The sequence below is a fragment of the Raskinella chloraquaticus (SeqCode) genome (genome assembly GCF_021731865.1).
Classification (GTDB): domain Bacteria; phylum Pseudomonadota; class Alphaproteobacteria; order Rhizobiales; family UBA4765; genus Raskinella; species Raskinella chloraquaticus.
The window spans coordinates 1-23,542 of the sequence record NZ_JAKFWN010000013.1; the positions used below are offsets into that span (position 1 = coordinate 1).

At 61.1% G+C, this 23,542-nt stretch carries 25 protein-coding genes; 11 read left to right on the forward strand and 14 right to left on the reverse strand.

Going from position 1 to position 23,542, the window contains the following annotated elements:
* A partial coding sequence (locus ACINK1_RS05035) for an ArsR/SmtB family transcription factor (protein ID WP_395760012.1) occupies positions 1-321 on the reverse strand: 321 nt, incomplete at its 3' end.
* Positions 322-360: 39 nt separating this feature from the next.
* Between ACINK1_RS05035 and ACINK1_RS05040 the strand changes: the two genes are divergently transcribed.
* Positions 361-1,611 (forward strand): MFS transporter, encoded by a 1,251-nt coding sequence (locus ACINK1_RS05040; RefSeq protein WP_376801191.1) that lies wholly within the window; start codon positions 361-363, stop codon positions 1,609-1,611.
* A 91-nt stretch (positions 1,612-1,702) separates the two neighbouring features.
* Positions 1,703-2,377, forward strand: coding sequence for a hypothetical protein (locus tag ACINK1_RS05045; protein WP_376801192.1), 675 nt, complete (start codon positions 1,703-1,705; stop codon positions 2,375-2,377).
* Here the strand turns inward: ACINK1_RS05045 and ACINK1_RS05050 are convergent.
* The 11 genes from ACINK1_RS05050 to ACINK1_RS05100 form a co-directional block, all read right to left on the reverse strand.
* Positions 2,374-3,984 carry an NTP transferase domain-containing protein gene (locus ACINK1_RS05050; RefSeq protein WP_376801193.1) on the reverse strand — a complete coding sequence of 537 codons (1,611 nt, stop codon included), beginning with the start codon at positions 3,982-3,984 and terminating at the stop codon, positions 2,374-2,376. The genes ACINK1_RS05045 and ACINK1_RS05050 overlap by 4 nt on opposite strands.
* Positions 3,981-4,676, reverse strand: coding sequence for an XdhC family protein (locus tag ACINK1_RS05055; protein ID WP_376801194.1), 696 nt, complete (start codon positions 4,674-4,676; stop codon positions 3,981-3,983). Before ACINK1_RS05055 ends, ACINK1_RS05050 begins: the two co-directional genes overlap by 4 nt.
* A gap of 3 nt (positions 4,677-4,679) precedes the next feature.
* Complete coding sequence (locus ACINK1_RS05060) at positions 4,680-5,309, reverse strand: LysE family translocator (protein ID WP_376801195.1); 630 nt, start codon at positions 5,307-5,309, stop codon at positions 4,680-4,682.
* Entirely contained in the window at positions 5,309-5,629 is a 321-nt protein-coding gene (locus tag ACINK1_RS05065; RefSeq protein ID WP_376801250.1) for an XdhC family protein, read from the reverse strand. The genes ACINK1_RS05060 and ACINK1_RS05065 overlap by 1 nt, the downstream gene beginning before the upstream one ends.
* A 10-nt stretch (positions 5,630-5,639) precedes the next feature.
* Positions 5,640-6,860, reverse strand: a complete 1,221-nt coding sequence (locus tag ACINK1_RS05070; RefSeq protein WP_376801196.1) for a VWA domain-containing protein — start codon at positions 6,858-6,860, stop codon at positions 5,640-5,642.
* Positions 6,857-7,771, reverse strand: a complete 915-nt coding sequence (locus ACINK1_RS05075; protein ID WP_376801197.1) for a MoxR family ATPase — start codon at positions 7,769-7,771, stop codon at positions 6,857-6,859. The genes ACINK1_RS05070 and ACINK1_RS05075 overlap by 4 nt, the downstream gene beginning before the upstream one ends.
* 50 nt (positions 7,772-7,821) lie before the next feature.
* Complete coding sequence (locus ACINK1_RS05080; protein WP_376801198.1) at positions 7,822-8,415, reverse strand: LysE family translocator; 594 nt, start codon at positions 8,413-8,415, stop codon at positions 7,822-7,824.
* 41 nt (positions 8,416-8,456) lie between these two features.
* Positions 8,457-8,819 carry a nuclear transport factor 2 family protein gene (locus ACINK1_RS05085; protein WP_376801199.1) on the reverse strand — a complete coding sequence of 121 codons (363 nt, stop codon included), beginning with the start codon at positions 8,817-8,819 and terminating at the stop codon, positions 8,457-8,459.
* Positions 8,820-8,905: 86 nt separating this feature from the next.
* Positions 8,906-9,700 (reverse strand): xanthine dehydrogenase family protein subunit M, encoded by a 795-nt coding sequence (locus tag ACINK1_RS05090; RefSeq protein WP_376801200.1) that lies wholly within the window; start codon positions 9,698-9,700, stop codon positions 8,906-8,908.
* Between the two features lie 45 nt (positions 9,701-9,745).
* The gene (locus ACINK1_RS05095) at positions 9,746-12,109 is read right to left on the reverse strand and encodes a xanthine dehydrogenase family protein molybdopterin-binding subunit (RefSeq protein ID WP_376801201.1); all 2,364 of its coding nucleotides are present in this window, start codon (positions 12,107-12,109) and stop codon (positions 9,746-9,748) included.
* 31 nt (positions 12,110-12,140) lie between these two features.
* Complete coding sequence (locus tag ACINK1_RS05100) at positions 12,141-12,647, reverse strand: (2Fe-2S)-binding protein (protein ID WP_376801202.1); 507 nt, start codon at positions 12,645-12,647, stop codon at positions 12,141-12,143.
* Positions 12,648-13,016: 369 nt separating this feature from the next.
* On the opposite strand from ACINK1_RS05100, the gene ACINK1_RS05105 reads away from it, so the two are divergent.
* From ACINK1_RS05105 to ACINK1_RS05130, 6 genes are all read left to right on the forward strand, one after another.
* Complete coding sequence (locus ACINK1_RS05105) at positions 13,017-13,973, forward strand: branched-chain amino acid ABC transporter permease (RefSeq protein ID WP_376801203.1); 957 nt, start codon at positions 13,017-13,019, stop codon at positions 13,971-13,973.
* 39 nt (positions 13,974-14,012) lie between these two features.
* Complete coding sequence (gene livM, locus ACINK1_RS05110) at positions 14,013-15,398, forward strand: high-affinity branched-chain amino acid ABC transporter permease LivM (protein ID WP_376803845.1); 1,386 nt, start codon at positions 14,013-14,015, stop codon at positions 15,396-15,398.
* The gene (locus ACINK1_RS05115) at positions 15,398-16,315 is read left to right on the forward strand and encodes an ABC transporter ATP-binding protein (RefSeq protein ID WP_376801205.1); all 918 of its coding nucleotides are present in this window, start codon (positions 15,398-15,400) and stop codon (positions 16,313-16,315) included. The genes livM and ACINK1_RS05115 overlap by 1 nt, the downstream gene beginning before the upstream one ends.
* Positions 16,312-17,034 (forward strand): ABC transporter ATP-binding protein, encoded by a 723-nt coding sequence (locus tag ACINK1_RS05120; RefSeq protein WP_376801206.1) that lies wholly within the window; start codon positions 16,312-16,314, stop codon positions 17,032-17,034. Before ACINK1_RS05115 ends, ACINK1_RS05120 begins: the two co-directional genes overlap by 4 nt.
* Before the next feature lie 68 nt (positions 17,035-17,102).
* Complete coding sequence (locus ACINK1_RS05125; RefSeq protein ID WP_376801251.1) at positions 17,103-17,483, forward strand: DUF6867 family protein; 381 nt, start codon at positions 17,103-17,105, stop codon at positions 17,481-17,483.
* Positions 17,484-17,694: 211 nt separating this feature from the next.
* Entirely contained in the window at positions 17,695-18,822 is a 1,128-nt protein-coding gene (locus ACINK1_RS05130) for a branched-chain amino acid ABC transporter substrate-binding protein (protein WP_376801207.1), read from the forward strand.
* A gap of 73 nt (positions 18,823-18,895) precedes the next feature.
* Here ACINK1_RS05130 and ACINK1_RS05135 read toward each other — a convergent pair whose 3' ends face one another.
* Positions 18,896-19,627, reverse strand: a complete 732-nt coding sequence (locus ACINK1_RS05135; protein ID WP_376801208.1) for a cytochrome c biogenesis CcdA family protein — start codon at positions 19,625-19,627, stop codon at positions 18,896-18,898.
* 120 nt (positions 19,628-19,747) lie between these two features.
* Between ACINK1_RS05135 and ACINK1_RS05140 the strand changes: the two genes are divergently transcribed.
* Entirely contained in the window at positions 19,748-20,737 is a 990-nt protein-coding gene (locus ACINK1_RS05140; RefSeq protein WP_376801209.1) for a P1 family peptidase, read from the forward strand.
* Positions 20,738-20,805: 68 nt separating this feature from the next.
* Here the strand turns inward: ACINK1_RS05140 and ACINK1_RS05145 are convergent, their stop codons facing one another.
* The gene (locus ACINK1_RS05145) at positions 20,806-22,053 is read right to left on the reverse strand and encodes an FAD-binding oxidoreductase (protein WP_376801210.1); all 1,248 of its coding nucleotides are present in this window, start codon (positions 22,051-22,053) and stop codon (positions 20,806-20,808) included.
* 397 nt (positions 22,054-22,450) lie between these two features.
* Between ACINK1_RS05145 and rpe the strand changes: the two genes are divergently transcribed.
* Together rpe and ACINK1_RS05155 are read left to right on the forward strand one after the other, a co-directional pair.
* A complete protein-coding gene (gene rpe, locus ACINK1_RS05150; protein ID WP_376801211.1) occupies positions 22,451-23,113 on the forward strand; it encodes a ribulose-phosphate 3-epimerase in 663 nt (220 codons plus the stop codon).
* Between the two features lie 28 nt (positions 23,114-23,141).
* On the forward strand, positions 23,142-23,542 hold a 401-nt coding region (locus ACINK1_RS05155; RefSeq protein WP_395760013.1), incomplete at its 3' end, for a lyase family protein.

Below are 23,542 nucleotides of genomic sequence, written 5' to 3' on the forward strand. Positions count from 1 at the left end.
GGCGGGGACATCAGGGAGAGACGAAAATGCGGCAAGCCCTGCACAGCAATCGCGTTGCAGGAAGGCGGCGAGTTTGCCGCCAATCGACAGATCGGCGCGGTAGATGATACGCCGCCCGACGCGACGCGGACACACAAGACCCGCCGCCTCCATATCCTTGAGATGAAACGAGAGGGCGGACGGATTAATCGCCAGACGCTGTGCCAGATCGCCCGCGGCGAGCCCGTCAACCCCGCAACGCATGAGCAGACGAAACGCCGTCAGGCGCTGGGGATGGGCCAGAGCCGCAAAAAGAGCAATTGCCGCAGCTTCATTCATCATCTACCCTTACAACATTTCAATAATACTTGAAAGATTGAAATGAAAGAAATTATCTCATCGCCCGAAGTCACGGCGCCTGCACGCCAATTTGCCCCGGCAAGCGCCATGGTGATTGCCCTTTCCATCGGCCAGGTGGTCTCCTGGGGCACGCTATTCTACGCGTTCACCCTGTTCATCGTCCCCATGGAAGCCGAATTCGGCTGGAGCCGTACCGAACTCAACGGCGCCCTGTCGCTCGGCCTGTTGGCTTCCGCCATCATGGCCCTTCCCGCCGGTACGCTGATCGACCGTTTTGGTGGACGCTGGATCATGGGCATCTGCGCTGTTTTGGGCGCGGCATGCCTGGCGCTGTGGTCGATGATCAGCGATCTCACGAGCTTTTACTTGCTGTGGATCGTCATCGGCATGCTGCATGCCGGCACATTGTACGAACCAGCCTTCGCCGTCCTGACCGCCAATGTCCGCGACTACAAGCGCGCCATCACGTTCATGACCTTTTTCGGCGGCTTTGCCTCGACCGTCTTCATTCCGCTCACCCATCTTCTCATTGATCATTTCGGCTGGCGCCAGGCGCTGTTAGCGCTCGCAATCATCCAGCTTACCATCCCCGGTATCTTCAACATCCTCATGCTGTCGGGAACACGCGGCAGCATGAGTGGCGAAGCCGTCACCCCTTCCACGACGCAGGAACACTCACCCTTGACCGGCGCGCTGCGCCAACCCGCCTTCTGGGGTCTGTCGCTGGCATTGACAGCCTATGCGCTCCTCTTCTCCGGGCTCACCTTTCATATGATCCCCCTGCTGAGTGAACGCGGTGTCAGTCTTGATCAGACCGTGGCCGCTGTTGCCCTCATCGGCCCGTCCCAGGTTGGCGGGCGGCTGATCCTCTTCTTTTTCGCCACCAACGTCTCGGCCCGCGCCCTTGGCAAAGTCGTCTTCCTCATGCCGATCGTCGCCATGATCTTGCTGATCGCCGCTCCGCCTTTCGGCTTTCCGGGACTGGTCGCATTCGCCTTCGTCTACGGCCTTGGCAATGGCATGATCACCATCGTGCGCGGCGCCGGTGTCGCAGAAATCTTCGGCACGCGCGGCTATGGTGCCATTTCAGGCGCCTTGACCCTGGTCACCAACCTCGCCAAGGCCATCGCCCCCCTGCTCCTCGCCTTCCTGTGGCAGATCGGCGAGAATTACCAGACGCCGCTGCATATTTTCCTGGTCATTACCTGCATCGGTGCCGCCGCCTTCTGGTTTGCAGCGAGCGCTTCAAAAAATAGAGAAATACAAAAATAATAAAAAACATATTTAATTAAAATTGTAACAATAACCATATCTGGTTATTATACTTGTTGCATTGTGTTGCAAATTTTGGATTGTCCGTGCCATGTTTTATTTAACAAGCGGCAAGGACAATACGATGACACGCAGATATTTCAGCGCAACCCTCCTGGCAGTCGGTCTGGCCATGGGCCCGGCAATGGCCAATGACCATTCGAGTTACCATCTCTTTGGTTTCGGCGCGCCGTGCCCCGATTGTTACGTGAAGCAGGCGACACCGGCGCTCAACCATTATGTCCCGACCGAGCTGTCCGTTCGCCAACCCCGCCCTGTCGTGCGCCGCGAGCGGGCCCGCTATGACACCATCGTCGAGAATGTCCTGGTCCAGCCCGAGCGTGTCGTCGCCCGCCATGTGCCAGCCACAGTCAAAACGCGCCACGAGCGCGTCATGACGTCACCCGCGCGCCGCGAATGGCGCCACCAGCGGGATGCGCGCGGGCGTGACGTTTTGTGCGAGATTGATGTTCCAGCCCAATACGCCACCATCGCCCATCAGGTTGAGGTGGCGCCCGCGCGTATCGAACATGTGACGCTTCCCGCCACCTACCGCCAGCGCACCCGCCGGGTTCTGGTCGCCCCTGCCCGCACCATCGTGCAGCATGTGCCAGCAGAAGTGCACTCCATCCCCGTGCTCAGCCCCTACGCGCCCGCAACCGAGCGCTGGGTGCCGTCAACACATGTCGACTACCAACCGCGCTCCGCCTATTCCGGGCGGCTTTAATCCTGCCCTCGCCCCGCAAGCGCCGCCAGCGCCTGCGGGGTATCGACGTCGAGCAGTATGCTGTCATCACGCCACGCTACATCATCGACCGCCTCGTGATGAACACCCAGCAGATGGCGAGCGCCGGTGTCCCCGGCAATCGCTGCTAATTCGTCGAAATAGCGCCGCGCCCACAACACCGGATGGCCGCGCTTTCCCGAAAACACAGGCGCTATGATCGCCCTGCCCTCGTCAGGCGAAAAACGCGCCGCGAGCTGCCTGACAAGATCAGCACTGATCGCCGGCATATCGCCCAGGACAATGAAAGCGCCATCGCAGGACGCTTCGAGCGCACCGATGCCACAGCGCAGCGAGCCTGCCATGCCGTCGGCATAATTGGCATTTTCGACGAAGGTCACCGCCAAACCATCAAGCGCATCGCGCACCGCCTTCGCCTGATGGCCGACAACAACGACCACCGGCAGGGCAGCTGCCGCCAGCGCCTCGATGACATGACGCACCACCGGCTTGCCGGCATGACTGGCGACGAGCTTGTTGTCGGCACCAAAGCGCGTCGAGCGGCCAGCCGCCAGCACCACCGCCGCCAGATGCGGTGACGTCTTTGCGGCAAGGTTGCCCGCGCGCGGCTGCGGCCGGCTGGAAATTTCCATCAGCAATCCGCCCACACCGAGCCCGGCGATGGTCGAGCTGTCGACCGGGATACCAGCCATCAGGCGGGATAACACCATGTCAAAGCCATTCTCCTTCGGCGAGCGCGCGCAACCTGGCGCGCCGATCACCGCCTTGCCGGCAATATGGCCAAGCAACAGCAGATTACCCGGATCAACCGGCATGCCGAGATGAGCAATCTTTCCACCGGCTGCCGCTATCGCCGCTGGAATGACATCCCGCCGGTCGGATATGGCCGAGGCACCAAAGACGATGATCAGATCGTACAGGGCGCCAGCCTGCCGCAAGGTGTCCGCCAGCGTCGTTTCCTCATGAGCAATCCGCCACTCACGGCTGATCCGCGCGCCCATGGCGGCAAGCCGCGCTTCGGTGACGCGCGTTGTCTTGTCGAGGATTTTTGCCGCAAACCCTGGCGTAATCGTCTGCACCAGCGCGACCTCCCTTCGCCGGAACGGCGCCAGCGACATGCCGCCGCCGGCCGCCGCCATTTCAGCTGCCGCCACCTGCGCCCCGGCAATTCCGTAGGGAATGATCTTGACGGTGCCGACCATGCGCCCGGCTTCCACCGCGCTGAAGGCCGGCAGGGTCGCCACCGTTATCCCTTCATCGATGGCGTTCATCGCGGCGATGACAGCGCTGTCGATACGTAACACGCCCGCCGTCTCGGTGAAGAGATTGACCCTGCCGGTGAACGCCTCCTCACACCGCAATCCCGCTCCGGCGAGCGCCCGCGCCAGCCGCGCCGCTGCCTCGTTCTCGCCAATGTCGCCCGCCTCCAGCCGTGCCACGACGAGCGAGGCGATGCCAGCGCGTTCCAGCGCGTCGATATCGCCGGCTGCGAGAACGCCACCCTTGCGGATGACGTGATCGCCAGCCTTGAGGGTATGCGCGGCAATGGCACCAAGTGCGTCGCCGAGCGCGACCGGGCCGAATTTCATCGCCCCGCCTCATCGCCCCGCCGCAAGGTGCGGATCACTTCCGCCAGCACCGCCACCGCGATTTCAGCTGGCGCCCGCCCGCCCAGATCAAGGCCAATCGGCGCATGGATGCGGCTGAAGCGTGTGTCATCGATACCGGCAGCCTCAAGCCGCGCACGGCGTGCGCCATGGGTTTTGCGTGAGCCCAGCGCACCCACATAAAAGCACTCGGCGTTGAGGGCGGCGATAAGGGCAGGATCGTCGATCTTCGGGTCGTGCGTCAGCGTCGCCACGCCCGTATAGCGGTCAAGTCCGAGGCGTGGCAACGCATCCTGCGGCCACTGCGCCTCAACCGCGATACCAGGAAAACGCTCCGGCGTTGCAAAAGCGCTGCGCGGATCGATGATGGTGACGTTATAGCCTGCCATCTTCGCCATTGGCGCCAGCGACTGCGTGACATGAACGGCACCGATGATGACCAGGCGCGGCGCTGGCACGAAGACGTTGAGAAAGCGCGGGCCGTCCCTCGTCTCGACCATGCCACTCATTCCTGAGCGAAAGCGCGCAACCGCGTCGTCATAAAGCGGATCGTTGCGCTCAAGCCTCGCCTCGTCAATAAAGCGTTCGCTGCCGCCAGCCAGATCCTGCACCAGCAGGCCGGCACGCCGCCCGGCACGCGCCGCATTGAGCGCGGCAAGATCGCTAAGGCGCATCCCTCAACTCCGCTCGAACGCCAATCGGATGCCAAGCCCGGCCATGAGTGCGCCGCCGATCCACCTGAACCAGCGTTGCGCCCCTTCAGCGCGGCGCAGACCGCCGACGACGTGCGAGGTCAGGATAACGGTGAACACATCGGCAAGGCCGAACATGGCGTTAACAACGACACCGAGAATGAGGAACTGCGTCCATACGGGAAAATTGGCGGACGGATCGACAAATTGCGGCAGGAAGGCGACGTAAAACAGGGCAGCCTTCGGATTGAGCACTTCAACCAGCATACTTTCCGCAAACACTCGCTGGCTGCTTTTGATACTGGCCGGCGCCTGCCCGGCATCATCATTACCGCGCCGGATCAGGCCAATACCAACCCAGATCAGATAAAGGGCACCGAAAATCTTCAGCACGATATAGAGCGTCGGGATAAGGGCAAAGAGCGCCGCCAGCCCCATCGCCGCCGCCGTCACATGAACGTAACCGCCAAGATGGATCCCGAGAGCAGCAAGCAGCCCACCCCTCGCGCCACGCGCCATCGTCTGCGCGGCGGTATAGAGGATCGCCGGACCCGGAACGGCAGCAAAAAGAAATGTCGCGATCGCAAAGGCAATGAGAATATCGGACGATGCCATCACTCCACCCTTTCAACCAGAACTCTGATGCGCCCGCCACAGGAAAGCCCCACCCGCCACGCCGTCTCATCCGCCACCCCGAATTCAAGAAGGCGCGGCCGGCCATCAGCGATCACATCCATGGCGCCTGCCACCACCTCGCCTTCGACGCAACCGCCCGATACCGAGCCAAGAAAATGGCCGTTCTCATCGATTGCCAGTTGCGCGCCGGCACCACGCGGCGCCGAACCCCATGTCTCGACCACGGTAGCAATCGCCACCCCCTTGCCGGCCTGGCGCCAGGAAGCCGCAGCATCGAGCAGATCAGGCTGATCCATCATACTCTCCTTTTCAGGCGGCGCGCTGGCGCCAGACACGCATATCGGTTGTTTGATCAATCGGCCGCGACAGAGCCTGCACCAGATCGGCAATGCTGGTTAGATCATGAACCGGCCGGAATTCGTCCACATGCGGCAGCATGGCACGGATGCCCCGCGCGCGCGGCTCGAAACCATCATAGCGCAGCAGAGGATTAAGCCAGATGAGGCGCCGGCATGAGCGATGAAGCCGCGCCATTTCATCCTCAAGCCCGTGATCGTCGCGCTCAAGCCCATCGCTCACCAGAAGCACAATCGCCCCTTGCCCCAGCACACGGCGCGACCAATGGCGATTAAACTGATGAAGGGAAGTGGCGATACGCGTCCCGCCTGACCAGTCGGGCACGGCCGCCGAACAGGCGGCAATCGCCTCATCCACATCCTTGTGGCGCAGCGTGCGGGTGATGTTTGTCAGCCGGGTGCCGAAGAGGAAGCTATGCACCTGCCCGCGCTCAGCCGACAGCGCATGAAGAAAATGCAGGAAGATTCGCGTGTACTGGCTCATCGAGCCGGAGATGTCGCATAAAGCCACAATCGGTGGCCGGCGGATGCCGTGATCACGGCGCTTGAGGTCGATAAGCGCCCCGCCTGCCCGAAGCGACGCGCGCAAGGTGCGGCGTGGATCAATCAGCCGTCCGCGAATGGCAGGCTTGAGACGGCGCGTTACCTGCTCATCAACCGACAGACGCAGCCGGGCAATCGCCTTGGCCGCCAGCGCCAGTTCCTCGGCGCTCATCTGTTCGAAATCCTTGCGCTGCAGGATTTCCGCGTCCGACACCGTAAAGGTCGCGTCGATATCGAGCCTCGGCTTTTTTGGCTTCTTCTGATCGCGGATGGCCGAGAACAGCGCCTCCTGCACACGACGCATCGCCGTCTCGGCCTTGCGCTGGCGCGGATCCTCCATCGCCGGCAGCATCATCGACATCAGCCGCTCAAGATAGCCGCGCTTCTTCCAGAAGAGGCGGAATGCCTGGTCAAAGAGCGGCGTATGCTCATGCTTGCGCACGAGGAGGGCGTGGAGCGTCCAGTAAAAATCCTGCTTGTCGCCGATCCCTGAGGCTTCAACGCCCCTGACCGCATCGATCACCATCCCAGGCCCGATCGGCAGGCCGGCAACGCGCAGCGCACGGGCGAAATAAGCAATGTTTTCGCCAAGCCTGCCGTCCTCGCCCTCGATGGTCTCGGGCGCCTTCACGCCTTCAGTTCCGCCCGCACATCATCAAGCAGCTGGGCCGCCCGCGACCCCGCGATCTTGCTGATGTCATCCTGATATTTGAGGATAACTCCGAGCGTGTCCGACACCAGGGCCGGATCGAGCGCCACTTTGTCGAGTTCAACCAGCGCGGATGCCCAGTCAAGCGTCTCGGCAACGCCAGGCACCTTGAAGAGATCTTCCTTGCGGATCGCCTGCACGAAAGCGACGATTTCACGCGACAATCGTTTGGGCACACCCGGCACTTTCGCCGACAGGATCGCCAGTTCGCGTGCCGCATCGGGGTAATCGACCCAGTGGTAAAGGCAGCGGCGTTTCAGCGCGTCGTGGATTTCACGGGTGCGGTTGGAGGTGAGAATGACAATCGGCGCGGCGGCCGCCTTGATGGTCCCAAGCTCGGGGATCGTCACCTGAAAATCGGCCAGAATTTCCAGAAGAAACGCTTCAAACGCTTCGTCGGTACGGTCAAGCTCATCTATCAGCAGCACCGGAGGGCCGGCGGGGTCCGCCTTCAGCGCCTGGAGCAGCGGCCGCTCGATGAGAAAGCGCTGCGAGAAGACATCGCTTGTGAGCTTGTCGCGGCTCGTCGCGCCCCCCGCTTCGGCAAGCCTGATCTCGATCATCTGTGCCGCATAATTCCATTCATACACAGCCGAGGCGACATCAAGCCCCTCATAGCATTGCAGGCGGATGAGGCGCCGCCCGAGCCCCTGCGCCAGCACCTTGGCGATTTCCGTCTTGCCCACACCCGCCTCCCCTTCGAGAAGAAGCGGACGGCCAAGCTTGAGCGCCAGAAAAATGACGGTGGCAAGCGAGCGGTCGGCGACGTAATCGGCGTTGCCGAGCAGCGCCAGCGTATCGTCGATGGATTGAGGCAAGGCAATCTGTGTCATGTCGCTTATCTTAGCTTTGTTGGCGCTGAATCAAAGCGCTCTTACAAATTTTATACCGTGCGCGATTTCCAGAAAAACCACAGGGCCACCAACGCCAGCAGGCAAGCCGCGATCCGCCGCACTCCCCTCTCATTGCCTGGCGTGAGCGCGACACGATGCAGCCCGGCGGCGGCAATGACAATTGCCAGATGAACAAGCGTGGCAATCGCAACATAGACGCCGACATGGATCGCCAGCCCCGCCCGATCGGCCATGCCCGCTGCCTCGGCAAAGGGCGGCAACACGGTGAGGTAGAACAGCGCCGCCTTGGGATTGAGAAGATTGGTAACCAGCCCCTGGCGGAAATTTCGCCCGCCTTCCGCTGCCTGTTGCGGGGAAGGATCGCGCCAGGCGTCATAGGCAAGATAAAGAAGAAAAGCCGCGCCGCCATAACGAAGCCCTGTCGCCACAGCGGGCACCTGATCAACCAAAGTTGCCAGCCCCGAAATGGCCAGCAACCCGATCATCGCCAGGCCGATCATCACGCCCGCCACTGCAAACAGGCCAGCCCGCATGCCGCGCGCCATCACCAGCGCCACGAGATATCCCATATTGGGACCCGGCGTCAGTTCGATGAGCAGTGAAACAAAAGCAAATTCGAGCACGACACCTCGACATTTGGAGCGAAGGCGCGCAACCCTTCCGCTTACCCCATGGAATAGAAGAAGCGTTCCTCAGTAATTTTGCCGTCCTTTACAGTGTAAAGGCCGATTTCGTCCATCTCCATGCGCTTGCCGCTCTCTTTCGCCGTCACATCTATAGAAAAGTGCACAGCAAAAGCAGACCCATTGATATAAGGGCCCCGCGCTTCCGATTTATGCATCTCGTGATTGGCATACCACCAATCGCTCTTCGCCTTGACGGCCGCCGTCCCCTTGCACACCGCCATGTCGCCATCCATCGCTTCATAGCTGACGATCTCAGGCGAATTATATTTGGCGGCCGCGCCGTGATGATCGCCTGCCTTGAGGAGTGCAACAAAATCCTGGGCCAGTGCGTGGATATCCATGGCAGGTTCCTTTGATTGTTACGAAAGCGGCTATCAAAATCATCAAAATGAAGAGGTGATGACGGACCTGCCATCACCTCCTCAGCTCACGCTGCCGCAACCGCCCGCGCCGTCATGACGGCGATCAGATGAGCCCTGTATTCGGGCGAAGCATGGATATCACCATTAAGACCGCTGGCGCTGATCGACAGCCCTTCGAGTGATTTCACCGAAAAACGCTTCGACAGCGCTGCCTCCGCCGCGCTCCAGCGAAAGACGCCGTTTGAGCCGGCACCCGTGACGGTAACGCGGATATCGCGCCCGCGCTTGGCCACGAACACGCCGACAAGCGCGTAGCGCGAGGCGGGGTTGCGGAATTTCTGGTAGGCGGCGCGCGAGGGCATGGGGAAGGTGATTTTGGTGATCACCTCATCCTCTTCAAGCGCGGTCGTGAACAGGCCGGCGAAGAACTCGTCAGCCGCGATCTTGCGCTTGTTGGTGTGGATGGTGGCACCCAGCGCCAGCACCGCTGCAGGATAATCAGCGGCTGGATCATTATTGGCGACCGATCCACCGATGGTGCCGCGATGGCGCACCGCCGGATCGCCGATGCCACCGGCGAGAGCCGCAAGCGCCGGGATATTGTCGCGGACAAGCGCCGATGAAGCTACGGAAGCATGCGTTGCCATGGCGCCGATGACGATGCGCCGGCCCTTCTGTTCAATGTTTTTCAGATCATCAATCTGGCTGAGATCAACGATATGGTCGGGTGAAGCAAGCCTCTGCTTCATGGTCGGTAACAGCGTCTGGCCGCCGGCAAGCAGCTTGGCGTTTTCCTTTGTGGCAAGCGCCTTGGACGCGCCCCTGACGGAGCCGGGACGAAGATAGGTGAATGCGTACATGGTGATCTCCTGGGATCGGAATTCCGAAATGTCTTCAAGGCTGACTTATTCAGCAGCCGCCAATTTCTGCTGGCTTTGTGCCACTTTCCACACCGCCTGCGGGGTTGCCGGCATGGTCACGGCTTCCGTGCCGAGTGCATCCGTCATCGCATTCATGACGGCGGCTGGCGCGGCAATGGCGCCGGCCTCGCCGCACCCCTTGATGCCAAGCGGATTGGACGGGCATCTTGTCTCGGTGAAGCCAAGTTTGAATGACGGCAGATTATCAGCCCGCGGCATGCAGTAATCCATATAGCTTGCCGTCAGAAGCTGGCCACTGGCGTCATAGACGGCACCTTCCGTGAGCGCCTGCCCGATCCCCTGGGCGATGCCGCCATGAACCTGGCCCTCGACGATCATCGGATTGATGAGAACACCGAAATCATCGACCGCCGTATAGTTGGCGATCTCGGTAACGCCCGTTTCCGGGTCGATTTCAACCTCGCAGATATGGCAGCCGGCGGGAAATGTGAAATTGGTCGGGTCGTAGAAAGCCCCCTCTTTCAGCCCCGGCTCGATTTCCGAGGTGGGAAATTTGTGAGCGACATAGGCGTTGAGCGCGACATCGGCGAACGCCACTGATTTGTCGGTGCCCTTGACGGTGAACTTGCCATCCTTGAAGTCGATATCGGCTTCAGATGCTTCCAGAAGATGAGCCGCCACCTTCTTTGCCTTCGCCTCGACCTTGTCGAGCGCCTTGACGATGGCCGACATGCCGACCGCGCCGGAACGCGAGCCATAGGTGCCCATGCCGAACTGAACCTTGTCGGTATCGCCATGAACGATGTTGATGCTCTCCATCGGCACGCCGAGGCGCTCCGACACCAATTGCGCAAACGTCGTCTCATGGCCCTGGCCATGGGCATGCGAACCGGTCAACACCTCGACCGAGCCGGTGGGGTTGACGCGCACCTCGGCTGATTCCCACAGGCCGACGCCGGCGCCAAGCGATCCTACGGCCTGTGAAGGAGCAATGCCGCACGCCTCGATATAGGTCGAATAGCCAAGGCCGCGCAGCCTGCCGCGCCGCGCCGCTTCACGCTTGCGCTTGCCGAAGCCCTTGACGTCGGCGATCTCCATCGCCTTGTCGAGCGACGCGCGGTAATCGCCAGCGTCATACATCATGATGACCGGCGTCTGATGCGGGAATTTGCGCACGAAATTGCGCTTGCGCAGATCGGCCGGATCAAGACCCATCTGGCGGGCGGCCGTCTCGATGATGCGCTCCACCACGAACGTCGCTTCCGGTCGCCCGGCACCGCGATAGGCATCAACCGGCGCGGTGTTGGTATAGACAGCATCGACTTCGGCGTAGATCGCCGGAATATCATACTGGCCCGACAGCAGTGTTGCGTAGAGATAGGTCGGCACCGAGGATGAAAAGGTCGAGAGATAAGCGCCAAGATTGGCAATAGTCTTGACCCTGAGGCCGAGAATTTTGCCCTTGGCGTCCATCGCCAGCTCGGCATGGGTGACATGATCACGCCCATGCGCATCCGACAGAAAGGCTTCCGTACGGTCGCTTACCCATTTGACCGGACGCCCCACCTTCTTGGACGCCCAGACCGCAACCGTTTCCTCCGCATAGATGAATATCTTCGAGCCGAAACCACCGCCGACATCCGGCGCGATCACCCTGAGCTTGTTTTCCGGCGCGATACCGATGAACGCCGACAGCACGAGGCGTGCCACATGCGGATTTTGCGAGGTTGTCCACAGCGTGTAGGCGCCCTGTCCCGGGTCGTATTCGCCGATCGCCGCCCGTGGCTCCATGGCGTTGGGCACCAGACGGTTGTTGACGAGATCGATCTTGGTCACGTGATGGGCCGCACCGAAAGCGGCTTCGGTCGCCGCCTTGTCGCCGATTGCCCATTCAAACACCGTATTGCGCGGGGCAACGTCATGGAGCTGGGTTTTCGCCGCCTGTGCGCCCGCCGTATCGATAACCGCCGGCAACACCTCGTAATCAACGATGATCTTTTCAGCCCCGTCGCGCGCTTCGGCGAGCGTTTCGGCAATGACGACCGCCACATGATCGCCGACATAGCGCACCTTGCCCTGCGCCAGTGCCGGATGCGCGCCTGCCTTCATCGCTGACCCATCCTTGGAATGGATCATCCAGCCGCAGATCAGGCCGCCGATCTTGTCAGCCGCCAGATCATCACCTGTAAATACCCCGAGCACGCCGGGCGCCCCTTTCGCCGCCGCGATATCCAGACGCCTGATGACGGCGTGCGCATGGGGCGAGCGCAGGAAATAGGCGTGAACATGCCCCGGCCGGCTGACATCATCCGTATATTGTCCATTGCCCGTGATAAAACGCTGGTCTTCCTTGCGCTTAACCGAAGCGCCGATCCCTGTCTTGGTCATGGATTTTCTCCCGCAACATATTTTTTAATTTTTATTCAGCAGCCTGACGATGTTGGCCCTTCGCCATTTCCTGGCAGCCGGCATCAATCGCCTTGACGATATTATGGTAGCCCGTGCAGCGACAGATATTGCCCTCAAGCTCCTCGCGGATGGTGTGCTCGTCAGGCGTGCCCAGACGCTGCGCTATATCAACCGCCGTCATGATCATACCCGGCGTGCAGAAGCCGCATTGAAGGCCGTGATGTTCGCGAAACGCCTCCTGCATGGGATGGAGCTTGTCGCCATGGGCGAGCCCCTCGATCGTCATCACCTGCGCGCCCTCGCATTGACTGGCCAGGATCGTGCATGATTTCACCGCCTTGCCGTCGACATGAACGACACAGGCGCCGCACTGGCTGGTGTCACAGCCGACATGGGTGCCGGTCAGCCGCAGCCCCTCGCGCAGATACTGCACCAGCAGCGTGCGTGCTTCGAGCCTTGCCGAAACATCCTGTCCATTGACCGTCATGGCGACGGCGATTTTCGGTGTCTGCGCCATAGTCTCCCTCCTGCGATATCATTGACACCGGTGACGAAAAATCCGCCGCGGTGTTGAATTTTTGGGCGTGGCGGTTGCCGGCGCCTTGCGTCATGGTTTCACGCGCAAGCCAAGTGTGGTCCCATCCCCAAACCGGGTCAAGTGTCGAGAAAACGGAAATCAAAATTTCCGCACTGCAAAAATAATCACAAAAATCAGTGTTTTTCGAAATTTCTGTAATGGCTGACCTGGTCAGTTATCGCTCTCCGCCGCGCCGCGCGACACGCATGATTGACGCAACGGTATCGCGATTAACCACGAGGCAGCGCCGACCAACAATCAAGCTTGGCAGATACTTAACAATCAGCGTAGCATGGCAGTGTTGCAATGATGGCGGGCCAACCGTCGCTGGGACAGGGACAGGGTATCGTGGAGTATTTTGCACAGCAATTAATCAACGGCGTCACCCTTGGCTCCATCTATGGTCTGATCGCTATCGGCTACACCATGGTCTTCGGCATCATCGGCATGGTGAACTTTGCCCATGGCGACCTGTTCATGGTCTCGTCCTTCATCGCGCTGCTGGTCTTTTTGTTTGTGACCACCATTGTCGGCATCACCTCATTGTTCATCACCCTGACCATCGTCCTTCTGGCATCGATGTTTCTGACCTCTCTGATCAACTGGGTGATCGAAAAATCGGCCTATCGCCCGCTGCGGGGTTCATTCCGTCTGGCGCCACTGATTTCCGCCATCGGCATGTCGATTCTCCTGATGAATTTCATCCAGGTGGCGCAGGGCGCACGCAACAAGCCGCTGGCACCCATGCTGACCGACGTCATCAAGATCGCCGGCGAGGGTAATTTCGTTGTAGCCATCTCCTATAAGCAGATCGTCATCGTCGCGGTGACGGCCCTGCTGCTGGCGGTGTTCTGGTATCTGGTGCAGCGCACACCGCTTGGCCGTGCGCAACGCGCCTGCGAGCAGGATAGCCGCATGGCGGCCCTCCTCGGCATTAATGTCGACCGCACGATTTCCATCACCTTCGTCATGGGCGCGGCCCTCGCCGCCGTCGCCGGCACGATGTATCTCGTCTATTATGGCGTGGTGAATTTCGCCGATGGCTTCGTACCCGGCGTCAAAGCTTTCACCGCCGCTGTTCTGGGCGGCATCGGCTCCCTTCCCGGCGCGGTTGTCGGCGGCCTGCTCATCGGCCTGATCGAAACCTTCTGGTCAGCCTACTTTTCCATTGAATACAAGGATGTCGCGGCCTTCTCTATTCTCGCCGTGGTGTTGATTTTCATGCCGCAAGGCCTGCTTGGCAAACCTGAAGTCGAGAAGGTCTGAGCGATGGCCACGATGCAATCCCCCGCGGCCGACCCGGCGATGAAGCCTGGACTGGACTATGGCGCGGCCTTCAAGGATGCCTGTCTCGCCGGCATCATCGCTTTTCTCATCTTCGGCCTGCTTCTGGGCTACGAGACCCAGCAAACGCTGACAAATCAGATCATTCTCGTCCCGCGCACGATGTTGCTGGCAGGCGTCGTCGCTATTGTCGTCATCGGCCGTTTTCTGATCAATCTGTGGTCTGCTCATCGCGCGCAAACGCTCAAAACCGCGCCGACGAAGACAACCAACCCCTTGCTTTTGAAGCTTGAAGCGCAGGCCGGCCCCGCCTTTCTGATCGCCGCCGTCCTCTTTCCGGCGATTGTCATCATCGCTAATGGCGAATTGCAGTCATCGCGCTATCTCGTCGATCTTGGGATCCTGCTGCTCACCTATGTGATGCTCGGCTGGGGGCTCAACGTCGTTGTGGGCCTCGCCGGCCTTCTTGATCTGGGTTATGTCGCTTTCTACGCGGTTGGCGCCTATACCTATGCGCTGCTCGCAACCACACTCGTCAAACTGCCGGGCCTTGAATGGCTGGCCCCGTGGATGTTCTGGATCTGCCTGCCGGTCTCGGGGCTTCTGGCAGCTTTATGGGGCGTCATTCTGGGCTTTCCCGTATTGCGTCTGCGCGGTGATTATCTGGCCATTGTCACGCTCGCCTTCGGCGAAATCATTCGCCTCGTTCTGATCAACTGGGTCGATGTGACCAATGGCGGAGCGGGCATTTCCTCCATCCCGCGTCCGACCTTTTTCGGTCTGCCGTTCAGCGCCGCCGATAATGGCTTTGCCGCAACCTTCGGCATCACCTTTGATCCGATGCACCGCATCATCTTTCTCTATTATGTCATTGTGGCTCTTGCAGCTGTCACCTTCATCGTGACGCTGCGCCTGCGCCGGCTGCCTATCGGGCGCGCCTGGGAAGCGCTGCGCGAGGACGAGATCGCCTGCCGCTCGCTTGGCATCAACACCACCAACACCAAGCTCACCGCCTTTTCCATCGGCGCCATGTTCGGTGGCTTTGCCGGCTGCTTCTTTGCGGCAAGGCAGGGGTTCATCTCGCCCGAAAGCTTCGTCTTCATGGAATCGGCGATCATCCTGGCCATCGTCGTTCTGGGCGGTCTGGGCTCGATGCTGGGCGTCATCATTGCCACCATGGTGCTCATCGGCGGGCCGGAAATGCTGCGCAATGTCGAAAGCCTGCGCCTGGTGTTCGGCAGCGATTTCGACCCCACCAAATACCGCATGCTGATCCTTGGCATTGGCATGGTGCTCATCATGATCTGGAAGCCGCGCGGCCTTATTTCGACGCGAGAACCAACGGTGACGCTGGGTAAAAAAGCGCAAGCCATCTCCGGCGATTTCGTCAAGGAGGGTCACGGCTGATGCAAGTCCCTCTCTGGGAACACGACACGATCCTCAGTGTCGAACGCCTGACGATGCGCTTTGGCGGCCTCATTGCGATCAACGAACTCTCGTTCAAGGCGGCACGCGGACATATCACTGCTGTTATCGGCCCCAATGGCGCCGGCAAGACCACTGTCTTCAACTGCATCACCGGCTTCTATAAGCCAACCGAAGGCCGCCTGGTTCTTTATCACGGCAAGCCGGGGAGCGATCTCCTCACCCCCCTCACCGACGGTGCGACGCCTGATATCAGCGACCAGCAAGGCCGGGTTTTCCTGCTCGAGCGTCTGCCCGACTATCTGGTGGCGCAAAAGGCGCGCGTTGCCCGCACCTTCCAGAATATCCGTCTGTTTTCCGGGATGACGGTTCTGGAAAACCTGCTGGTTGCCCAGCATAACCATCTGATGCGGGCCTCAGGCTGGACACTCAAGGGCATCCTGGGGCTCAAAAGCTATCGCCAGGCGGAGGCAGCAGCCATCGCCAAGGCGCGGCAATGGCTTGAGCGCATCCATCTCACCGCGCGCGCCGATGATGCCGCCGGCGCCCTCCCCTATGGCGATCAGCGCCGGCTGGAAATTGCCCGCGCCATGTGCTCGGACCCGCAACTGCTCTGCCTTGATGAACCAGCCGCCGGCCTCAACCCGAAGGAAAGCGGCGAATTGAACGCCCTGCTGCGTGGCATCCGGGCCGAGGGCCTGACCTCGATCCTGCTGATCGAGCACGATATGTCGGTAGTGATGGAAATTTCCGACCACGTCGTGGTTCTTGATTATGGCACCAAGATTTCCGATGGCACGCCCGATTTCGTGCGCAACGACCCCAAGGTCATTGCCGCTTATCTGGGCGCCGAGGACGAAGGCGAGGTCAAGGCCATTGAAGCGGAGGTGGGCGTATGACCACCCTCCTCTCGGTTCGCGGCGTCAAGACCTATTACGGCTCGATCATCGCTCTCAAAGGCGTTGATATTGATGTCGAGGAAGGGAAGATCACGACGCTCATCGGCGCCAATGGCGCGGGCAAATCGACGCTGATGATGACGATCTGCGGCACGCCGCGCGCCCGCGAAGGCAAGATCACGTTTGACGGCAAGGACATCACCGCCTTGCCGACGCACGAGATCATGAGCCTGTCGATCGCCCAATCGCCCGAGGGCCGGCGCATTTTCCCGCGCATGACGGTGTATGAAAACCTCCAGATGGGCGCGGCCATCAACCAGCTCGCTTATTTCAAGGAAGACCTGGAGCGTGTCTGCGATCTCTTTCCGCGCCTCAGGGAAAGGCTTCAGCAGCGAGGCGGCACGCTGTCGGGCGGCGAACAACAGATGCTGGCTATTGCCCGCGCCCTGATGAGCCGGCCGCGCCTGCTGCTGCTCGACGAGCCCTCGCTCGGCCTTGCGCCCTTGATCGTCAAGCAGATCTTCGAGATCATCGCCGCCCTCAACAAGCGGGATGGATTAAGCGTCTTTCTGGTGGAGCAGAACGCCTATCATGCGCTCAAGCTCGCCCATCGCGGCTATGTGATGGTGAATGGGGTCATCACCCTGTCGGGCTCGGGCGCCGAATTGCTCGAGCGGCCTGAGGTGCGTGCCGCCTATCTCGAAGGCGGGAGGCACTGATGGAGCGCGCAGTCAACGCCAATGGCGGTACCACTGTCATCCTCTTGCCCTTCATCGCCCTCACCTTGATGTTGCTGGCAGCGATTGTGCGCCCGACGCTTGTCATCGAGGCCGGCATCGGCGACTTCCTGGTGATCACCTGCGCCATTGCCGCATGGGCGGCATGGCGCTTCGGATCGGCGATTGCCGCCACATGGCGCCCTTACACCCAGGTCGTGCTCTACGCTCTTCCGTTCGCCCTTGTCGTGCGCTGGGTTCACTATGCGCTGTTCAACGGCACCCTGCTGTCGCTTCATTATTATCTGATCGACCTCGTTGTCGTGCTGTCTCTGGCAACACTTGGCTATTTTCGCGTGAGGGCCAGCCAGATGGTGCGGCAATATCACTGGCTTTATACCAAGAAGGGTCTTTTTTCCTGGATACGCGCTGTGCCAGCGGAGGACGAATGATCTCTGCCTCCAGCCCTTTCCTTACGTTAGCGCCTTTCGCTTTACTCTCTCCCGGGGCATTCGCCCCTGAAGTCGCTGCCGCCGCAACGCAGAATCGGCCCCTCAGGGGCAAGATTTCGGCGAAACCATGGACGGACAGCCAAAGCCGGGCTAAAACCCCGGCAGCTGGGCCGTTGAAGTGCCACAGTGTTCATTGAATAGGGAGACTACCATGTCCATCAAGCTGACCAAACGTCAGGTCTTGCTCGGCGGTGCGGCAGCCGGCGTCGGTTTGACGCTCGGCACCGAAGCCACCTTCGCGCAGGCCGCCCTCAAATTCGGTTGCGGCGGGCCGCTCACCGGCCCGAACGCCTCGTTCGGTGAACAGCTGCGCCGCGGCACCGAGGCCGCTGTTGATGCCGTCAATGCCGCCGGCGGCATGAACGGCGCCAAGATCGCCCTGCAATTTGGCGATGACCGCTCCGACCCGAAGGAAGGCGTCTCGGTCGCCAATAAATTTGTGTCCGACGGTGTCAAATTCGTCGTTGGTCACTTCAATTCGGGCGTCACCATCCCCGCTTCCGAAGTCTACGCTGAAGCGGGCGCGGCGATGATGACACCGTCTGCCACCAACCCCACCATCACCGAGCGCGGTCTGTGGAACGTCGCGCGCACCTGCGGTCGTGACGACCAGCAAGGCGTGATCGCCGGCGAATACATCGTCAAGAACAAGAAGACCGCCAAGGTCGCCGTCGTTCATGACAAGACGCCTTACGGCAAGGGTCTCGCCGACTTCACCAAGGCGACCATGAACAAGGGTGGCGTTACCGAAGTGATGTATGAAGGCATCAATGTCGGCGAGAAGGATTTCTCGGCGCTCGTCTCCAAGATGAAGCAGGCCAATGTCGACCTCATCTACTGGGGCGGCCTGCACACCGAAGGCGGCCTCATTGTCCGCCAGATGCGCGACCAGGGCCTCAACGCGGTCATGATGGCGGCTGACGGCATCACCACCAAGGAGTTCTGGACCGTTGCCGGTCCCGGCGCCGAAGGCACGCTGATGACCTTCCCGTCCGATCCGCGCAACAACCCGGCCGCGAAGGAAGCCGTCGCCAAGTTCAAGGCTGCCGGCTACGATCCGGAAGCCTACACGCTCTATTCTTACGCTGCGGTGCAGATCTTCGCCGCCGCCGCCGCCGAAGCCAAGACCAACGATCCGAAGAAGGTCATGGAAACCATCCGCAACGGCAAGGCGTGGCCAACCGTTATCGGCCCGATCGCCTATGACAAGAAGGGCGATATCACCCGCCCTGACTACGTCATGTATGTGTGGAAGGCCGGCAATTACATCGAACTCTGAGATGTGATCTCTAAATGAGAGCGGAACGCCCGCCCCTTGAAAGGCGGGCGTTTTGCTGTCCTCACGGTCGCGCTTACCCCAACCGAGCCAGGACCGGGAATGTCTCCAGCATCCAGATGGCGACATTGCTGATCGTGCCCGTGAGAAAGAGGATGCCGGTGGCAACCAGCGCCCCGCCCATGACTTTTTCCACGATCGGCAGAAAGCGCCGGAACCGCAGCGACGCGGTGAGAAACGGTCCGATGGCAAATGCTGCGAGCATGAACGGGACGCCGAGCCCGGCTGAATAGACTGCAAGCAGACCGATACCGCTCCACACTGTGTTTTCACTCGCCGCCACGGCGAGAATTGCCGCCAGCACCGGACCGATGCACGGCGTCCAGCCAAAGGCGAAGGCAAGCCCCATGAGGAAGGCTCCCGCAAAGCCGGCCTGCCGCGGCGCCTCGAACCGCGCTTCGCGATAAAGCAGCGCCAGGCGGAAAACACCGAGAAAATGCAGGCCCATGATGATGATGAGGACGCCGGCGATCTGCCCGAGCAACGCCAGATGGCGCGCGAGCGCCTGCCCCAGCACCGAGGCGGTAGCCCCCAATGTGATGAAAACGGTTGAAAAACCGAGGACGAACAGCAGCGCGCTCACCGCCACCCGGCGCCGGTCGAGCGGTTGCGCCGCCTCATGTGCCGTCAGCTGATCAAAGCTCACGCCGGCGAGATAGCACAGATAAGGCGGCACGAGCGGCAGCACGCACGGGCTGAGAAAGGACAAAAGGCCGGCCCCGAACGCCGCAAGAATCGTTACAGTCATACCATCACTCCCACCAGCCATTCAGACCAGACGAAGGCTGTTCCGCCCTTGCGCCAGCCGCGCTTGCCGGCCACAAACGGGTGCCGCACACCGCTCTAGCCTAAGGATGCTTCACCAGCCATGCGAAATCTCGTGACCGATGTTGCCGGGATCAGCGTTGGACACGCCGGCGATGATCACCTGATATCGGGCGTCACCGCTCTGGTGTTTGACCATCCGGCAGTCGCCAGCGTCGATATTCGTGGCGGCGCCTCCGGCAGCCGTGAAAGCGACCTCCTGCTGCCCGAACGCCTGGTCGAGCATGTCGATGCCATTATTCTTTCCGGCGGCTCGGCCTTTGGCCTCGATGCGGCATCGGGTGCCATGGCGGCGCTGGCGAAAACGGGGCGCGGCTATGCGGTTGGCCCGGCGCGCGTGCCGATTGTGCCGGCAGCCATCCTCTTTGATCTGCTCAATGGGGGGAATAAAGCCTGGGGCGACTATCCGCCCTATCGCGAACTGGGCGCGGCCGCCGTCACCGCCGCAGGCCGGGATTTTACGCTCGGCAGCGTCGGCGCCGGGCTTGGTGCCACGATTGCTGATCTGAAAGGTGGCCTTGGGTCGGCTTCCGCCATCGCCGCCGCCGGTCAGACCATCGGTGCGCTGGCAGCCGTCAACGCGGTTGGCCGGGTGACGATGGGCGATAGCCTCCATTTCTGGGCAGCCCCCTTCGAGATCGACAGCGAATTCGGCGGCCATGGCCTGCCGCCTGACCTCGTGCCCGCAACCACGACGCTCGCGCTCAAAGGGGGGATTGGTCAGTCAACGACCCTTGCGGTGATAGCCACTGATGCCACACTCACCAAGACCCAGTGCCGCCAGCTTGCCATGATGGCGCAGGACGGATTGGCGCGCGCGATCTATCCTGTCCATACCCTTCATGACGGCGACACCGTCTTTGCTGCGGCAACCGGGCACCGCCCCGCCCCCCGAGATGCCGGCGAGATGACGCTTCTCGGCGCCCTTGCTGCCAACACGCTGGCCCGCGCCATCGCCCGTGCCATCCATGAGGCGGCAAACGACAAAGGTTCCCCTCTGCTGCCGAGCTATCGCCAGAAATGGGGCCGTTGAGGCTCTACTTTTACCGCAGCTTGCGCCTGCAACCGATTCTGACGACTCAGATTTCTGCCAGCAGGCAGCTACGTGAAACGCTTGAGCGATAACGATGCCGGATCAACCAGCGGCGTTGACCCGCTCACCAGGTCGGCTACAAGCCGCCCCGTCGCCGCCCCCAGACCAATCCCCCAATGCCCGTGGCCAACGGCAAGCCACATGCCGGGGACGCCAGGCGTGGCGCCGATGATCGGCGCACCATCAGGCGTATTGGGCCGGCGTCCGAGCCAGGCTTGCGGCTCCAGCCTCTTGTCGAGCGGGAAGAGCGTGCGGGCGGCTGCTTCCGCCTTGTCAAGCTGCACCGGCGTTGGCGGCGCGTCGCGATCATTGAATTCGGCTCCTGTGGTGATGCGGATGCCTTTCATCATCGGCGTCATGTTGTAACCGCCCTCCACATCGAGCATCGGGCGGCCTGGTACGGCATTGCCGACAGCCGAATAATGCATGTGATAGCCGCGCTTGACCGCAATCGGCACATCAACCGCGAAACGGGCAAGAAATTCCTTTGCCCATGGCCCGAGCGCCACGACCACCTGATCGCCCAGAATGACGCCATTTTCAGATGCCAGCGCGAAGCCTGAGGCACGGCGCACCAGCCCGCCGGCATCCGCAGTCACAAAGACGCCACCCAGCTTCTGCATATGCTCGACATAGGCTTTGGCGAGCGCACCGGGATCCGATGTTGAGGACGCCGCACTCAAATAGGCCGCGCGCGTCATCACCGGCTTGACATGCGGTTCCAGCGCCGCAATGCCCGCGCTATCCAGCTCATCGACCGCAACCCCGTATTTGCGCATCAGGTCATGATCCCGGCGCTCGGAATCAAATCCGCCCTGCGTCCGGTAAAGATGCAGCCATCCCGTATCGCGGATGAGGTGAGAGACCCCCGCCCGCGCCGCCAGCCCCTTGTGCTCGGCGATCGCATGCGCCGCGAGTGGCGCCAGTCGGGCAGCTGACGCTGCGATGCGCTCAGGCGATGACTCGCGGTAATAGGCAAAGAGCCAGCCGGCGATGCGCGGCACGAAGCCGGCGTTGAAATGAAGATGCGCCGTCTGTCCCGAAAGATAGCGCAGCAATGTCGGCAGATGGCGCGGAAACGCGGTTGGCAGCAGCGAGGACCGGTCGATCACCCCGGCATTGCCGTAGGACGTGCCCTCGCCTGGCGCCTGACGATCAACCAGCGCCACTTTGAGGCCGCGCTCGGCCAGAAAGGCTGCCGAGGCAGCACCCACCATGCCGGCGCCCAATACGATAACATCAACCTTGTGTTCCATCCTGGCCTCCGCGCTCGCGCCACCTTTACCTAAGGTCAGGACCCGTTAATTTGGGCGAAACGGTGGGAGGGACATGGCGCGAGGTTGAGGAGCAAGCCTGCAGGAAGTCGTCTGACGTTCAAAGGCTTGCGACATAAAGATAAAGATCGCGTCATTTCACCCCATCCGAAGGACAAGGCACGAATGGTAAACTGGTTCGTCGACGCCCTCAACCATACCAAAGGGTATGCTTTTCGGGCTTCTCCTGCCATTTTATCCATTCGTGCCATGCCGTTTTGCCTAAATTGATGGGGTCCTGACTCTAGTTCCGATCAATCACAGGTGGAAAGACCTATTTCTTGAACAGGCAGCGGTTTCGCCCCGGCGGAGCCCATGCTAGCCAGAGGCAGGAGACATCATGCCCCGCCCCCTGAAGATTGCCCCTTCGCTGCTTGCCGCCGACTTCGCCGCTCTTGGTGCAGAAACCCGCGCTATCGATGAAGCGGGTGCCGACTGGCTTCATCTCGACATCATGGACGGGCATTTCGTGCCCAATATCAGTTTCGGTCCGGCCATCGTCAAGGCTCTGCGCCCGCATTCGACGAAGCCCTTCGATGTCCACCTGATGATCGCGCCGGTCGATCCCTATATACCGGCCTTTGCGGCGGCAGGCGCTGATCTCATCTCGCTGCACGTTGAAGCAGGACCCCACCTCCATCGTTCGCTTGGCCTTATTCGCAGCCTTGGCAAGAAAGCGGGCGTCGTCATCAATCCCGGCACGCCGGCATCAGCGGTTGAGGCAGTGCTTGATCTCGTCGACCTCGTGCTGGTGATGAGCGTCAACCCCGGCTTCGGCGGCCAAAGCTTCATTGACGGCGCGCTCACCAGCCTGCGCCACGTGGCGGCTCTTGTCGGTGAGCGACCCATCGACATTGAGGTTGATGGCGGCATCGGCCCCGAGAATGCAGGAGCGGCGTGCGCTGCAGGCGCCAATGTTCTGGTGGCCGGCTCATCGATCTTCAAGGACGGCCCTGCTACCTACCGATCAGCCATCGAGGCGCTGCGCCGCGCTGCCGCCTGAAAAAAAAATCGATTTTCCGAGGTTACCCATGATCCCCCGCTATGCTCGTCCCGCCATGACAGCCATCTGGTCGCCAGAAACGCGCTTCCGTATCTGGTTTGAAATCGAGGCGCACGCGACCGATGCGCTGGCCGAGCTTGGCGTTGTGCCGAAATCCGCAGCGGCTCTCATCTGGGAGAAGGGAGACAAGGCCAGTTTCGACAGCGCCCGCATCGATGCAATCGAGCGCGAGGTGAAGCACGACGTCATCGCCTTTCTCACCCATGTGAGCGAAATCGTGGGCCCTGAAGCGCGTTTCCTGCACCAGGGCCTCACCTCATCGGACGTGCTTGATACCTGCCTTGCCGTTCAATTAAGCCGCGCTGCCGATCTTCTGCTTGCCGATCTCGACGCGCTGCTGGCCGCCCTGAAAAAGCGCGCCTATGAGCA

Coding starts and splice junctions, on each gene's coding strand:
- ACINK1_RS05040 (WP_376801191.1), top strand. CDS start 361: ATGAAAGAAATTATCTCATCGCCCGAAGTCACGGCGCCTGCACGCCAA.
- ACINK1_RS05045 (WP_376801192.1), top strand. CDS start 1,703: ATGTTTTATTTAACAAGCGGCAAGGACAATACGATGACACGCAGATAT.
- ACINK1_RS05050 (WP_376801193.1), bottom strand. CDS start 3,984: ATGAAATTCGGCCCGGTCGCGCTCGGCGACGCACTTGGTGCCATTGCC.
- ACINK1_RS05055 (WP_376801194.1), bottom strand. CDS start 4,676: ATGCGCCTTAGCGATCTTGCCGCGCTCAATGCGGCGCGTGCCGGGCGG.
- ACINK1_RS05060 (WP_376801195.1), bottom strand. CDS start 5,309: ATGGCATCGTCCGATATTCTCATTGCCTTTGCGATCGCGACATTTCTT.
- ACINK1_RS05065 (WP_376801250.1), bottom strand. CDS start 5,629: ATGATGGATCAGCCTGATCTGCTCGATGCTGCGGCTTCCTGGCGCCAG.
- ACINK1_RS05075 (WP_376801197.1), bottom strand. CDS start 7,771: ATGACACAGATTGCCTTGCCTCAATCCATCGACGATACGCTGGCGCTG.
- ACINK1_RS05085 (WP_376801199.1), bottom strand. CDS start 8,819: ATGGATATCCACGCACTGGCCCAGGATTTTGTTGCACTCCTCAAGGCA.
- ACINK1_RS05090 (WP_376801200.1), bottom strand. CDS start 9,700: ATGTACGCATTCACCTATCTTCGTCCCGGCTCCGTCAGGGGCGCGTCC.
- ACINK1_RS05095 (WP_376801201.1), bottom strand. CDS start 12,109: ATGACCAAGACAGGGATCGGCGCTTCGGTTAAGCGCAAGGAAGACCAG.
- ACINK1_RS05100 (WP_376801202.1), bottom strand. CDS start 12,647: ATGGCGCAGACACCGAAAATCGCCGTCGCCATGACGGTCAATGGACAG.
- ACINK1_RS05105 (WP_376801203.1), top strand. CDS start 13,017: ATGGCGGGCCAACCGTCGCTGGGACAGGGACAGGGTATCGTGGAGTAT.
- livM (WP_376803845.1), top strand. CDS start 14,013: ATGAAGCCTGGACTGGACTATGGCGCGGCCTTCAAGGATGCCTGTCTC.
- ACINK1_RS05115 (WP_376801205.1), top strand. CDS start 15,398: ATGCAAGTCCCTCTCTGGGAACACGACACGATCCTCAGTGTCGAACGC.
- ACINK1_RS05120 (WP_376801206.1), top strand. CDS start 16,312: ATGACCACCCTCCTCTCGGTTCGCGGCGTCAAGACCTATTACGGCTCG.
- ACINK1_RS05125 (WP_376801251.1), top strand. CDS start 17,103: ATGTTGCTGGCAGCGATTGTGCGCCCGACGCTTGTCATCGAGGCCGGC.
- ACINK1_RS05130 (WP_376801207.1), top strand. CDS start 17,695: ATGTCCATCAAGCTGACCAAACGTCAGGTCTTGCTCGGCGGTGCGGCA.
- ACINK1_RS05135 (WP_376801208.1), bottom strand. CDS start 19,627: ATGACTGTAACGATTCTTGCGGCGTTCGGGGCCGGCCTTTTGTCCTTT.
- ACINK1_RS05140 (WP_376801209.1), top strand. CDS start 19,748: ATGCGAAATCTCGTGACCGATGTTGCCGGGATCAGCGTTGGACACGCC.
- ACINK1_RS05145 (WP_376801210.1), bottom strand. CDS start 22,053: ATGGAACACAAGGTTGATGTTATCGTATTGGGCGCCGGCATGGTGGGT.
- rpe (WP_376801211.1), top strand. CDS start 22,451: ATGCCCCGCCCCCTGAAGATTGCCCCTTCGCTGCTTGCCGCCGACTTC.